This window comes from Saccharibacillus qingshengii, from assembly GCF_013185195.1.
Classification (GTDB): domain Bacteria; phylum Bacillota; class Bacilli; order Paenibacillales; family Paenibacillaceae; genus Saccharibacillus; species Saccharibacillus qingshengii.
In genome coordinates this window covers 212,654-225,921 of record NZ_JAAZWC010000003.1, presented here as the reverse complement: position 1 = coordinate 225,921, position 13,268 = coordinate 212,654, and the positions used below count along the sequence as shown (strand labels likewise).

Genomic DNA, 13,268 nt, shown 5'->3' with positions numbered 1-13,268 from the left:
CTTCACTCCTATTCATCAGCTAGCCAAGTGCGCAGCAGATTAACGAATTCGTCCGGCTTTTTCTTGGCGAGCGATTCAAGCTGCTTGCGCATCTGGCTTTCTCCGTTGACCGTATCCAGATTGATGGACGGCATTTCGGCAGGAGTCGGAAGCGCCATTTCTTCAAGCAGCTCTTCTTCTTCCCGATTTCTTTTTCTGCGGCGCAGAACCAGGAATACCGCTGCGGCAAGCAGAACGGCCAATCCGGCAATAATTCCCCACAGCAGCGTTCTCGACATTCCGGCGTCGGCTGCTGCCTCTTGTCCTGGTGGAACCGAGCCAAACACAAGAACTTTGGCTGCAAGATCATCTGCGCTATAGTCCACTCCGGAATCAGCCAGTGAGGCTGACACAATATTAGACAAAACATTTTTCACAGGGTCCGATACGTTGTCGTCCAATTCACTTTTGCCCTCAGGTGGTTCAATCGCCACGTTTATGGTTAAATCTTTTACGACATAAGGGCTTTGCACGATTTGCTTGGTGATTTGGTTGACTTGGTAATTGACAATTTTATTGGAGCTTTCCGAAGTGGACTGGCCGGATGAAGTATCGCCCGGATAAGTCGGAACGGCTTCCGTTCCGGTTCCTGCGACTCCGCCTTCTGCCGCGCCCGCTCCGGTGTAACTCTCCTGAATATCCTGAACGCTGAGCTCGATCCCCCGCATGTTTTCTACATCAACGGGCGAATACGTAACTTCTTCCGCGTTGACCTGATCAAAATTCAGCTTCGAAGCCACGAGTACATTCACCCGATCCGGCCCAACTATACTCCCGAGAAACATTTTCACGCTTTTTTCGATATCACTTTCGTATTTGCGCTGGATCGCCAGGTTATCCTGAATCGCTCCTGCCGCTCCGGCTCCAAAGCCGTTGCCTGCATTCGAAGCGTACAATTCGGTGTTATCGCTTGTAATCGTAATATTGTCAACAGGCAGATTCGGCACCGATGTCTTGACGAGATTGAAGTAGCCGTCTACAACTTCCTGACTTGGCCGGTAACCCGGTTTGAAAGTCATGACGACGGAAGCAGACGCCTGCTCCTGATCTTCGCTGCTCGCAAACAAACTTTCTTTCGGCAGGTTGATCAGCACTTTCGCGGTATCCACACCACTCATCATTCTCAGCAGCGATTCAATTTCTCCATTTAAGGCGCTGTTGTATTTGACGTCGAATTCATTTTCGGTCATTCCCAGAGCCGAAGTGGTCGTTCCGAACATTTTGTTGAAACCGACCGAACCGTTCTGAATGATCCCCTGCGATCCGATATCCACACGAACTCTCGCGGCATCCGTACTCGGTACCGACAAAGTCGTACCGTCAGCGCCAAGTTTGTACGGAATGCTGGCCGAATCCAGATAAGTCATGGCCGCAGCCGCATCTTCGCTGTTCATATCCTGAAAAGCCACTTCATATTCCGTTTTGGAAAATTGCATGGTCAGAATTACGATGGTCAGCAGCGTAATGGCGACCGTCGATACCAGCAGTCCCTTTTGGGTTTTGCTGAGCCGGTTCCAATAGCCCAAGAGCGAATCCCTTATTCGGGTCAGTCTTTCGTTCACAATTTCACCCCACTACGCAGCATTGTACTTGACTTGCTTTCGATTACTTTTACAGTTGTGTCCGCATGATTTCCTGATACGCTTCGATGACTTTGTTTCGCACCTGCGAAGTCATTTGAAGACCGAGAAGAGCTTGTTCGGCGGTAATCATGACCTGATCCACATTCGCTTGTCCAAGCATGAATTGTTTCCCGGTCGTATCGGCCGTTTTCTCCATGTCCGATACCCCTTGAAGAGCGTCCTGCAAATACTGGCCGAAGTTCTCGATCGATTCCTGAGGCGTTGCGCCCCCGCTCTCCTGAACACCGGAAACCGCACGGTTAGCCATTTGAACCGGGTTGAACATATGGTTTTGAATCATCGCAATCTCCCTTTCTGCTAGGTCCGCTTAAGCGTCCCGCTTAAAATTTAAAGATCCGTTTATTCCTGCAGCATTACTTGCCGATCTGCATAGCTTTGGAAAGCATAGCCTTGGTCGCATTGAGAGCCGTTACATTCGCTTCATAAGAACGCGTGGCCGAAATCATGTCGACCATTTCTTTGGCGATATCCACATTCGGCATTTGGACGTATCCGTCTGTGTTCGCATCCGGGTGAGTCGGGTTATAGACCAGTTTGAACGGTTCCTGATCTTCTTGAATAGCCGTTACTTTAACTCCGCTTGCCGAACTTTTCCCTTTCATCGCCGAATTCAGCGTCTGGGCAAAAGGCGTTTGGCTGTTTTCCGAAAGGACTGCCACTTTACGCCGGTAAGGCTGGGCTTGACCGTCGACCACTTGGGCACGTGTCGAATCGGCATTCGCAATGTTCGACGAGATGATATCCATCCGAAGACGCTGTGCTGTAAGAGCCGATGCGTTAACATCAAAACCGCTGCTGATTCTCATAATTATCCGTTGCCTCCCAGCGCTGTACGCATCATTTTGATTTGATGATTCACTTCTTCGATGTACGTGTTATACCGCAGCTGGTTTTCGGCAAGAGATGTCATTTCGCTATCGATATCCACATTGTTCTTGTTGTTGTTCATCGCCGTACTGTTGTCGCTGGTAATGCGCGCGGTAGGAATGGAACCCGAAGAACCGATTGCAATATGACGCGAACTTGCCATACGCCCTTTAATCGAACTTACACCGTTCATCTCCGACTGAAGCAGGCTCTCAAAGGATACTTCGGAACGCTTGAAATAAGGCGTATCCGCATTGGCAATGTTGTTGGAAACGACCTGCTGCCTTGTGTTCGAAGCATCGATCGCGCTGCGCAGGCGGTTAAAACCGGTGTCGTTCAGGATATTCATCGATTCCACTCCTTTAGGTATTAAAAACTTGTGCGTATTAAAAACTTGTGCGTATTATAAATTATACAAAATTAACTTCGACTAAACTATTGTTTTTTTGCCCGTACTGCCGATATTTGGTGTATGAACTTGTACTTATTGCTTTAAAACCGCAATATGTCTGTCGTTATAAACTTAATAATGTCTAATCTAAGTTTCTTCGAGTTGGACCTATAAAACAATGAGAAAAAAGCCCTATCTTTCCATGGTTGGAAGACAGGGCTTTTTCTTATTTTAATCAATCCTAAGCAAGCGGCGTCCGATAGCAAAAATGAATAGGCTTACAACGCGTATACGCCGCCCAAAACGGTACCGCTCCATATTTCTTCCATTTCAAAAATATAAAATGAAAGGTCCGCCTCTACAGGATGTATTGGCTCAAATCGCGGTCCTGCGCGATATCGGACAATTTCTCCCGAACATATTCTGGCGTAATCGTCATCTGCTCAAGATTCAGTTCCGGAGCTTCGAACGACAAATCTTCAAGCAGCTTTTCCAAAATGGTATGCAGACGGCGCGCACCGATATTTTCCGTATTCTGATTCACGGAAGCGGCGATACTGGCGATTTCGTGAATCGCTTCCGCCGAGAACGAAATTTCGATATTTTCGGTTTGCAGCAGATTCACATACTGTTTGGTCAAAGCATTCTGAGGTTCGGTCAAAATGGCGATGAAATCTTCCAGCGTCAAACTCTCCAGCTCTACCCGAATCGGGAAGCGGCCTTGAAGTTCCGGAATCAAATCCGAAGGTTTGGACACGTGGAAAGCGCCGGCCGCGATAAACAGAACGTAATCCGTTTTGACAGGACCGTACTTCGTCACAACCGTCGATCCTTCCACAATGGGAAGGATGTCCCGTTGCACGCCTTCGCGGGAGATATCCGGACCGTGGCCCCGGCCTCCGCCGGCGACTTTGTCGATCTCATCGATAAAGATGATTCCGGCCTGTTCGGCCCGGCGTACCGCTTCCTGATTCACGTCGTCCATGTCGATCAGCTTCGATGCTTCTTCCTGGGTCAGGGCTTTACGGGCTTCTCGGATCGGAAGCTTGCGGCGTTTGCTCCGCTTGGGCATGAAGTTCCCGAGCATTTCCTGAATATTCATGCCCATCTGGTCGTTTCCTTGCCCGGCCAGCATATCGAACATATTCGGCATCGCATCTTCGACATCGATCTCGATCACATCGTCTTCGAGTTTTCCGGCAAGCAGCTCAAAACGAATCTTCCGGCGGCGTTCGCTGAGCGTGCCTTCTTCATAACGCGTTTTCTCCGGTTCGGGTTCGGAAGGCGTTTTGCCCTGGCCTCCAAACAGCATTTCGAACGGGTTGCGCTGGGAAGATGAAGATTTGGAAGCCGGTGCGAGAATTTCGACGATCCGTTCGTTGGCCATCTCTTCCGCACGGTCTTTCACTTTTTCCGTACGTTCCGCTTTGACCATCCGGATCGAAGTTTCGACCAGATCGCGAACCATCGATTCCACGTCACGGCCGACATAACCCACTTCCGTGAATTTGGTTGCTTCGACTTTGATAAAAGGCGCGCCTACCAGCTTTGCCAGCCGGCGTGCAATTTCCGTTTTGCCGACGCCCGTAGGTCCAATCATGAGGATGTTTTTCGGCACGACTTCGTCACGAGCTTCTTCGGACAGCAGGCTGCGGCGATATCGGTTGCGCAGGGCAACGGCTACCGAACGTTTCGCATTCTTCTGTCCTACGATGTACTTGTCCAGTTCCGACACGATTTCACGCGGTGTCAGGGCTTCGTTTTTCATGACCATACCCTCCACTCCTTGGTCTATACGCCGCTTCGTTCGTCCGCTGCCGGACTTTGTAGAAACGGACGTACCCACCTGTAATTGGCATTAAAGTTCTTCGACAATAATATTATCGTTCGTATAGACACAAATCTCGGCCGCGACTTTCAACGATTCAAAAGCGATCTCTTTGGCTTCCAGATCCGCATGACGCTTGAGTGCTCTTGCTGCGGACAAAGCGAAGTTGCCTCCCGAACCGATTGCGATAATATCGTCGTCCGGCTCGATAATCTCTCCGTTGCCCGAAATCAGCAGCATGCCGTCTTTATCCATAACGATCATCAGGGCTTCAAGCTTGCGCAGCATCTGGTCGGTACGCCATTCTTTGACCAGTTCGACGGCTGCACGCTGCAGATTGCCTTGATGCTCTTCCAGTTTACCTTCGAATTTTTCGAACAAAGTGATCGCATCTCCGACAGAGCCGGCGAATCCGGCCAACACTTGACCGCGGTACAATCTGCGCACTTTTTTCGCATGCTGCTTCATGATGACGTTCTGTCCCATGGTTACCTGGCCGTCGCCGGCTATGGCCGCTTTACCGTTTTTGCGCACTGCGCAAATGGTCGTCGCGTGAAACGAAATTTCCATCGTGATCCTCCTCTTTCTGCGGCGCGATCAACCGCGGACGGCGTGCAGCGAATGTTCCGCTATAAAAGCCGTCAGCGAGTCGAGTGCGCGCATGGCCAGAGCTTCGTTTTTTTCTTTTTTGTTGCGGATTTTCTGTTCCGGTTTCGGCAGCAGTCCAAAATTGGCGTTCATCGGCTGGAAATGATCCGGATCGGCTGTCGTGATATAACGCGCCATTCCGCCAAGCGTCGTTGCTTCCGGGAAAACGATCGGCTCACGGCCAAGGGCCAGATGTGCCGCATTGATTCCCGCAATCAGACCCGACGCCGCCGATTCGACGTAGCCTTCCACGCCGGTCATCTGCCCTGCAAAAAACAGATTCGGTTTGTTTTTGCACTGATAGGTAGGTTCCAACAGCTTCGGCGAATTGATGAACGTATTGCGGTGCATCACCCCGTAGCGCACAATGTCCACGTTCTCCAGACCCGGAATCATCCGGAATACCCGTTTTTGTTCGCCCCACTTCAGATGCGTCTGGAAACCGACCAGATTGTAGAGCGTACCCGCCGCATTGTCCTGCCGCAGCTGCACCACGGCAAACGGATTTTTGCCGGTGCGGGGATCCGGCAGTCCAACCGGCTTCATCGGACCGAACAAAGCGGTCTGCCGACCTCTTTGCATCATGACTTCGATCGGCATGCAGCCTTCGAAATAGATTTCTTTTTCGAACTCTTTCAACTCCGCTTTTTCCGCCGTAATCAGCGCTTCGTAAAAGCGATCGAATTCTTCTTCGGTCATCGGGCAGTTGAGGTAAGCCGCTTCTCCTTTATCGTAGCGGGAAGCCAGATAAACTTTGTCCATATCGATCGAATCTTTCTCGATGATCGGCGCAGCCGCGTCATAAAAGTAAAAATACTCTTCACCCATAAAGTTCCGAATCTGTGTCGACAGGGAAGGCGAAGTCAAAGGGCCGGTCGCGATAACCGTAATGCCGTCTTCCGGAATCTCGGTTACTTCTTCTTCGCGCACATCCACCAGCGGATGTTCTTTTAGCGCCTGGGTAATCCCCCCCGAAAAAAGATCGCGGTCGACAGCCAAAGCGCCGCCCGCGGGAACGGCACTTGCGTCCGCTTTCCCGAGAACCAGCGAGTCGAGCCGGCGCATTTCTTCTTTCAATACGCCGACCGCTCCCGTAAAGCCGTTCGCCCGCAGCGAGTTGCTGCAGACCAGCTCCGCAAAATAAGAAGTATGATGCGCCGGAGTTTTCACTTTCGGCCGCATCTCGTAAAGCGTAACCGGAACGCCGCGGCTGGCAATCTGCCAAGCCGCCTCGCTTCCCGCCAGTCCCGCTCCGATAACCGTTACCCGTTGATTGCTGCTCACTTCATGTTCCCCCTATATTAAACTTCCGCCGCGTCTTCGCTGTCTTCAAGCACTTCCGTATGATCGCACGACGTACATTGAAGCTTTGTTCCCTGTTTGCTGCGTTTTTCGACCATCAGCGAACTGCATACCGGACAAGGCTTCGCCGAAGGACGATCCCACGAAACGAAATCGCATTCCGGATACTGGTCGCAGCCATAGAATATACGCCCTTTTTTACTGCGGCGTTCCACTACATGTCCTTCTTTGCATTTTGGACAAGTCACGCCGATATTTTTGATGATTGGGCGTGTATTGCGGCAGTCCGGGAAACCGGAACAAGCCAGGAACTTGCCGAACCGTCCCATTTTGTACACCATCGGTTTGCCGCATTTGTCGCACACTTCATCCGAAACTTCATCCTGAATTTCGATTTCTTTCATTTCTTCTTCGGCAAATTCGAGACGTTTCTCGAACGTACCGTAGAATTCCTGCAGAACCCGAACCCATTGTTCTTCGCCGTCTTCTACATGGTCAAGACTTTCTTCCATGTGCGCGGTGAACTCGGCATCCAGAATTTCCGGGAAAAATTGTTCCATCTGCTCGTTGATCAGCTCTCCGAGTTCCGTCGGCATGAATTTCTTTTCTTCGATGGCGACGTAACCGCGTTTTTGGATGGTTTCCAAAGTAGGGGCATACGTACTCGGACGTCCGATTCCCAGCTCTTCCAGCGTTTTAACCAGGCGCGCTTCCGTATATCTTGGCGGCGGCTGCGTAAAATGCTGTTTCGGCTCGATCTCTTTGTTTTCGAGTTTGTCGCCTTTCGCAAGTGCCGGCAGGAATTTGTCTTCTTCCACGCTGCCGTCGTCGTTGCCTTCCACATAGACTTTCATGAAACCCTGGAACCGGACTTTCGAGCCTACCGCCCGGAAAGTCGCGCTGCCCGCGGCAATGTCCACCGACAGCGTATCGAGCACTGCCGACGACATCTGACTGGCCACGAAACGTTCCCAGATCAACTTGTACAACCGGAACTGATCGCGGCTCATCGATGCTTTTACCGATTCGGGATCGCGATCCATCGAAGTCGGACGAACCGCTTCGTGCGCATCCTGCGAGCCTGCGGACTTTTTGGAATATTGACGCGGCGTTTCCGGCGAGAATTCCGCTCCGTACCGTTCGGTGATAAACGCTTTGGCTTCTTCCTGGGCGCTGCCTGCGATCCGGGTAGAGTCGGTACGCATATACGTAATCAGACCGACGGTTCCTTCTTTGCCCAAGTCGATCCCTTCGTACAGCTGCTGGGCTACCGACATGGTCTTGGCTGCACGGAAGTTCAGCTTGCGCGCGGCTTCCTGCTGCAGCGAACTTGTAGTGAACGGCGGCGAAGGATTCCGCTGGCGTTCTCTTTCCTTGACTTCGCTTACCGTAAAGTCTTTCCCTTTGAAAACGGCCATGACTTCCTGCACTTCCTGCTCGCTGTGCAGTTCTTTCTTGCTGCCGTCCAATTGGTGGAACTTGGCTTCGAATTCGTTGCCTTTCACAGCCAATTTGGCCGTAATGCTCCAGTATTCTTCCGGCGTGAATTCCGAAATCTCGTTTTCACGGTCAATGATCAATTTGACGGCCACGGATTGTACACGTCCGGCGGACAGTCCTTTTTTGACTTTTTTCCACAGCAGCGGACTGATCTTGTAGCCGACCAGCCGGTCCAAAATGCGGCGGGCCTGCTGGGCGTTAACCAGATCCATATTAATGGGTCTTGGCGTCTTGAACGCATCTTTGACCGCCTGTTTGGTGATTTCGTTGAAGACGACTCGGCAGTCCTGCGTATTGTCCAAATCGAGCGCGTGCGCCAGATGCCAGGCAATTGCTTCCCCTTCACGATCGGGGTCGGCCGCGAGATACACTTTTTTCACTTTTTTGCTGGCGTCTTTCAGTTCTTTAAGGATAGAACCTTTGCCGCGTATCGTAATGTATTTTGGATTGAATTCGTTCTCGACCTCGACGCCAATTTGGCTTTTTGGAAGATCCCGGATGTGTCCCATAGAAGCTTTAACGATAAATTTACTGCCTAAGTACTTGCCGATCGTTTTTGCCTTTGCGGGCGATTCCACGATGACGAGCGCATCCGCCATAGGTTCGTCCTCCTCTCAGGTTGTGCAAGCGCGGCTTTTCGGACCTCATGTCCTGAACCGCGACGTTTCTTCGGATATTGCGTTGATGAATGTTGGATAGATTTAGGGTCGGAGTTAGCCGTTCGGTTCTCCTACCCATGTATAAACGGCACCGGAGAGCGACCTTACCTGGCTTTTTATGATTAACGATAGCAGAACGGAATGTAAAAGTCCAAAGTCCCACGACGTCTTCCGCTGCAGCTCGTCGATGCTGGCATCCCCTTGCTCCAATATAACGTATATCTTCCGCTCCTCTTTTGTCAATTTTTCATGTCTCTCTTTTTTTGCAGGGCGCTGCGCGGACGGAATGAACAAATGCGCATACTCTTCCAAAATGTGATCCGCGCTGCCACAAGGTTTTGCTCCGTTTTTGATCAATTCAAAAGTTCCTGCGCTTTTCGGCGAAGTGACGGGACCCGGCACAGCGAAGACGTCGCGGCAGGCTTCGAGTGCATAATCGGCCGTAATCAGCGAGCCGCTTTTCTCGGCCGCCTCCACAATCAGCACCCCGCGCGACAAACCGGCGATGATCCGGTTGCGCAGCGGAAACAATCCCGGAGAAGGGCGCGTGCCCGGCGGGAATTCCGAAACGATCAGCCCCTGCTCGGCAATATCGCGGTGAAGCTGCCGGTGTTCCGGCGGATAGGCGATATCGGGACCCGCACCAAGTACCGCAATAGTCGCCCCTCCGCGCTTCAACGCTTCCCGGTGGCAGCAGCCGTCTATCCCCCGTGCCATCCCGCTTACCAGGCATACACCCTGCTCCGCCAACGACCCGGCAATCCGTTCGCAGACGATTTTCCCGTAGGAGGTCGGAGCGCGCGTACCCACGATAGCGATTCCGAATTCATGCAGAAGTTCCCGCCTTCCGACCGTGTACAGGATCCAGGGAGGTTTGGCGGTTTCCTTCATTAAAGTAGGATAAGCGTCATCGTAAAAAGAAATCGGCTCGATCCCGAGCTTCTCCAACTGCAGGGCACGGTCATGGGCCAAGCCTATATTCAGCTGTCCCGCGGCGAGCGCGGATTTACTGTCCGCTCCCAACGCGATCCATTCCCGTTCGGTCATTCCAAACAGCCGATCATAAGGAATCTGCTGCCTGGAAACGATTCTTACCAAACTGTAAAGGCTCTGCCAGCCGATTCCTTTCGTTTCGTGAAGTGCCATCAACCATAAAGCTTCGGGCAAGGGCTGCCGGATCATGGATATTCATCCTCCTTGAGTGATTTGGCAAAAGCAAAAAAAGGCAGCCTTTCTTCCCATAGGGAAAGAAAGGCTGCCTGCCTTGTTTTGATTACTATTTAAGGTTCATGTGGCTTGGACCGCAAATGCCACGTCGATCAACCTGCCGTGAACGTCTCCAGCACACCGCGTTCTTCGAGTACGGCTACAAGAGTCGCGCCCATTTCGGCCGGAGTCGGAGCAACGCGAATGCCGCATTCTTCCAACTTGGCGATTTTTTCGGCTGCCGTACCTTTGCCGCCCGAGATGATCGCGCCGGCATGGCCCATGCGTTTGCCTTCAGGCGCGGTAGCGCCGCCGATGAAGCCTACGACCGGTTTGGTCATATTGGCTTTCACCCATTCGGCTGCTTCTTCTTCCGCCGTACCGCCGATTTCGCCGATCATGACAACGGCCTGCGTGCCTTCGTCATCGTTGAACATCTTCAGAATGTCGATGAACTCCGAACCTTTGACCGGGTCTCCGCCAATGCCGACCGCAGTCGACTGGCCGATACCGCGCGTCGTCAGCTGGTGTACCGCTTCATACGTCAGCGTTCCGCTGCGGGAAACGACGCCCACTTTGCCGGCTTTGTGGATATAGCCCGGCATAATGCCGATTTTGCAGGCTTCCGGCGTAATGACGCCCGGGCAGTTCGGCCCGATCAGGATCGTCTTTTTGCCTTCCATGTAACGCTTGACCTTGACCATATCCAGTACCGGAATGCCTTCCGTGATACAGATGACCAATTCAAGCTCGGCGTCGACCGCTTCCAGAATGGAATCCGCGGCGAATGCCGGCGGAACGTAAATGACGCTCGCCGTAGCACCCGTGGCTTTTACCGCGTCGTTGACCGTGTTGAAGACCGGCAGTTTAACGGTGCTGCCGTTCTCCAAGGTGATCTCGATATCGGTACCGCCTTTGCCCGGCGTTACGCCGCCGACCATTTGAGTGCCGTATTCGAGGGCGCCTTTGGTATGGAAAAGCCCTGTCTCGCCCGTAATGCCCTGTGTAATGACCTTCGTATTTTTATCCACCAGAATACTCATGTCCGATCCACATCCTCCGTATAAATTCGGTTTGCGAAGCTGAAGCCCAAGGAATTAAAGTCCTGCGCGTTAAGCGCTTAGTCCGTATTAACGGACCAGCTCAACGATTCGCTGTGCGCCGTCGGCCATCGAGTCCGCCGAGACGATATTCAGTCCCGATTCGTTCAAGATTTTCTTGCCCAGCTCAACGTTCGTGCCTTCCAGACGCACGACAAGCGGCTTGTCCAGCTTGATCTGCTTCGCGGCTTCAACTACACCGTCCGCAATGACGTCGCAGCGCATAATGCCTCCGAAAATATTGATGAAGATGCCTTTGACCTCGGGATCGGACAAAATGATCTTGAAGGCTTCGGTTACCTTTTCCTTCGTTGCACCGCCCCCTACGTCCAGGAAGTTGGCGGGTTCGCCGCCGTAGTATTTGATAATATCCATGGTGGCCATGGCCAGGCCCGCACCGTTAACCATACAGCCGATATTGCCGTCCAGCGCAATATAACTCAGGTCGAACTTGGACGCCGCGATTTCTTTCTCGTCTTCTTCATCCAGATCGCGCAGCGCCAAAATGTCTTTGTGGCGGAACAGGGCGTTGGAATCGAAGTTGAGCTTGGCATCGAGCGCCATCACGTCGCCGCCGCCGGTCACGACCAAAGGATTGATCTCGGCGATCGAGCAGTCTTTGTCAATGAACGCTTCGTACAGCGCCAGCATGAACTTCGCCGCTTTGTTGACGAGCTCTTTCGGAATATTGATCGCATACGCCAGACGACGGGCCTGGAACGTCTGCAAACCGACAGCCGGGTCGACCACTTCACGGAAGATCTTCTCGGGCGACTTGGCCGCCACTTCTTCGATCTCCGTTCCGCCTTCTTCCGAAGCCATCAGCACGACGCTGCCGGTTCCCCGGTCCACGACGACGCCAATATAATACTCTTTCTTGATATCGCAGCCTTCTTCAATGAGAAGCCGCTTGATCTCTTTGCCTTCCGGACCTGTCTGATGGGTCACGAGCACCTTGCCGATCAATTCTTCGGCGTAGGTCCGCACTTCATCCAGACTTTTGGCGATCTTGACCCCTCCGGCCTTGCCTCGTCCGCCCGCGTGGATCTGCGCCTTAACGACGACGACTGGACTTCCGAGCTCGCGGGCTGCGTCAACGGCTTCCGCCGCACTGAACGCCACTTTACCGCGCGGCACGGAAACTCCGTACTGCTGCAAAACTTCTTTGCCTTGATATTCATGGATATTCATGTGTGAATCCTCCTATCAAATTGGCTCGCACCAGGCGGGTTGCCAGGCAGAAAAAGTACAACCTCAATCATTATAGCACGAGTGACAATCAAAATTGAAACGCTTTCTTAAAATTCGAACTATTCCGCTTTTTTCGACATTTTTTTCAATGCCCGATCCGCTCTTTAAACCAAAGTCCGCGCGATCCGACAAAAAGCCCTAATCCGCTCAACCGCGGGCATGCAAAAAACCGGAACCCCCAAGGGTCCCGGCTGCTTTATTCGATCAGAGCCGCTATAAAAAAACGGATTTATTTTCCCGACGAAGATACGTTTGCCTGATGCGCACGTGCCAGCAGATTCTGGAATCGGCCCAGCAGTTCTACAAATTCCGGTACGTCCATATTCAGATCCTTGGCGAGACATTCCGGAATGGGAGCGGCTTTGTCTTGCAGCTCGCGTCCTTGTTCCGTCAGCGAAATAAACACTTTGCGCTCGTCTTCCGTCGATCGTTTGCGTGACACAAAACCGGCATTCTCCAACCGCTTAAGCAGCGGAGTCAATGTACCCGAGTCCAAAAACAGCTCCTCGCCCAACTCTTTGACCGTTCGTTCGTCCTGCTCCCACAATACGATCAGTACGAGATACTGCGAATACGTTACGCCCAGCGATTCCAGGTAGGGCTGATACATCTTCGTAATCTCGCGCGAGCTGGCATAAATCGAGAAGCACAGCATATTATCCAGCTGAAGCTGTGGATATTCGTTAACCTTGCTCATTCTGCGCACTCCTCTCCTTGCTTCGGTTACTTCCGAATTTGATGTACAAACATAATCGCATTAAATTTGATTGTTGTAAATACGTTTGACGCGAATTATGTAAAAAACCCGCTTATTGACTTACTCGGCAGCTGGCT

Annotated in this window: 12 protein-coding genes; all 12 read right to left on the bottom strand. The window is 52.1% G+C overall.

Annotated features, from left to right (window positions below; translation table 11 throughout):
* Positions 1 to 8: 8 nt before the first annotated feature.
* On the bottom strand, positions 9 to 1,601 hold the full coding sequence (fliF, locus tag HRQ60_RS04505; RefSeq protein WP_172194442.1) for a flagellar basal-body MS-ring/collar protein FliF: 1,593 nt from the start codon (positions 1,599 to 1,601) through the stop codon (positions 9 to 11).
* Positions 1,602 to 1,650: 49 nt separating this feature from the next.
* Positions 1,651 to 1,962, bottom strand: a complete 312-nt coding sequence (gene fliE / locus HRQ60_RS04500) for a flagellar hook-basal body complex protein FliE (protein WP_172194441.1) — start codon at positions 1,960 to 1,962, stop codon at positions 1,651 to 1,653.
* Positions 1,963 to 2,035: 73 nt separating this feature from the next.
* The gene (gene flgC / locus HRQ60_RS04495; RefSeq protein WP_172194440.1) at positions 2,036 to 2,488 is read right to left on the bottom strand and encodes a flagellar basal body rod protein FlgC; all 453 of its coding nucleotides are present in this window, start codon (positions 2,486 to 2,488) and stop codon (positions 2,036 to 2,038) included.
* A 2-nt stretch (positions 2,489 to 2,490) separates the two neighbouring features.
* Entirely contained in the window at positions 2,491 to 2,898 is a 408-nt protein-coding gene (flgB, locus tag HRQ60_RS04490) for a flagellar basal body rod protein FlgB (protein WP_172194439.1), read from the bottom strand.
* 400 nt (positions 2,899 to 3,298) lie between these two features.
* A complete protein-coding gene (gene hslU, locus HRQ60_RS04485) occupies positions 3,299 to 4,708 on the bottom strand; it encodes an ATP-dependent protease ATPase subunit HslU (RefSeq protein WP_172194438.1) in 1,410 nt (469 codons plus the stop codon).
* Positions 4,709 to 4,798: 90 nt separating this feature from the next.
* A complete protein-coding gene (hslV, locus tag HRQ60_RS04480) occupies positions 4,799 to 5,338 on the bottom strand; it encodes an ATP-dependent protease subunit HslV (RefSeq protein ID WP_172194437.1) in 540 nt (179 codons plus the stop codon).
* Positions 5,339 to 5,365: 27 nt separating this feature from the next.
* Complete coding sequence (gene trmFO / locus HRQ60_RS04475; protein ID WP_172194436.1) at positions 5,366 to 6,700, bottom strand: FADH(2)-oxidizing methylenetetrahydrofolate--tRNA-(uracil(54)-C(5))-methyltransferase TrmFO; 1,335 nt, start codon at positions 6,698 to 6,700, stop codon at positions 5,366 to 5,368.
* Positions 6,701 to 6,717: 17 nt separating this feature from the next.
* A complete protein-coding gene (gene topA / locus HRQ60_RS04470) occupies positions 6,718 to 8,817 on the bottom strand; it encodes a type I DNA topoisomerase (protein ID WP_172194435.1) in 2,100 nt (699 codons plus the stop codon).
* 114 nt (positions 8,818 to 8,931) lie between these two features.
* On the bottom strand, positions 8,932 to 10,059 hold the full coding sequence (dprA, locus tag HRQ60_RS04465; RefSeq protein WP_172194434.1) for a DNA-processing protein DprA: 1,128 nt from the start codon (positions 10,057 to 10,059) through the stop codon (positions 8,932 to 8,934).
* A gap of 137 nt (positions 10,060 to 10,196) precedes the next feature.
* Complete coding sequence (gene sucD / locus HRQ60_RS04460; RefSeq protein ID WP_172194433.1) at positions 10,197 to 11,126, bottom strand: succinate--CoA ligase subunit alpha; 930 nt, start codon at positions 11,124 to 11,126, stop codon at positions 10,197 to 10,199.
* A gap of 87 nt (positions 11,127 to 11,213) precedes the next feature.
* Positions 11,214 to 12,374: an ADP-forming succinate--CoA ligase subunit beta gene (gene sucC / locus HRQ60_RS04455; RefSeq protein WP_172194432.1), complete on the bottom strand. Its 1,161-nt coding sequence runs from the start codon at positions 12,372 to 12,374 to the stop codon at positions 11,214 to 11,216.
* Between the two features lie 289 nt (positions 12,375 to 12,663).
* On the bottom strand, positions 12,664 to 13,131 hold the full coding sequence (locus HRQ60_RS04450) for a MarR family winged helix-turn-helix transcriptional regulator (protein WP_172194431.1): 468 nt from the start codon (positions 13,129 to 13,131) through the stop codon (positions 12,664 to 12,666).
* Positions 13,132 to 13,268: the final 137 nt, after the last annotated feature.

Bases quoted from the DNA above. Each gene is read 5' to 3' on its own strand.
- flgC (WP_172194440.1), bottom strand. From the start codon at position 2,488: ATGAGAATCAGCAGCGGTTTTGATGTTAACGCATCGGCTCTTACAGCA.
- sucD (WP_172194433.1), bottom strand. From the start codon at position 11,126: ATGAGTATTCTGGTGGATAAAAATACGAAGGTCATTACACAGGGCATT.
- flgB (WP_172194439.1), bottom strand. From the start codon at position 2,898: ATGAATATCCTGAACGACACCGGTTTTAACCGCCTGCGCAGCGCGATC.
- topA (WP_172194435.1), bottom strand. From the start codon at position 8,817: ATGGCGGATGCGCTCGTCATCGTGGAATCGCCCGCAAAGGCAAAAACG.
- hslV (WP_172194437.1), bottom strand. From the start codon at position 5,338: ATGGAAATTTCGTTTCACGCGACGACCATTTGCGCAGTGCGCAAAAAC.
- sucC (WP_172194432.1), bottom strand. From the start codon at position 12,374: ATGAATATCCATGAATATCAAGGCAAAGAAGTTTTGCAGCAGTACGGA.
- HRQ60_RS04450 (WP_172194431.1), bottom strand. From the start codon at position 13,131: ATGAGCAAGGTTAACGAATATCCACAGCTTCAGCTGGATAATATGCTG.
- dprA (WP_172194434.1), bottom strand. From the start codon at position 10,059: ATGATCCGGCAGCCCTTGCCCGAAGCTTTATGGTTGATGGCACTTCAC.
- fliE (WP_172194441.1), bottom strand. From the start codon at position 1,962: ATGATTCAAAACCATATGTTCAACCCGGTTCAAATGGCTAACCGTGCG.
- hslU (WP_172194438.1), bottom strand. From the start codon at position 4,708: ATGAAAAACGAAGCCCTGACACCGCGTGAAATCGTGTCGGAACTGGAC.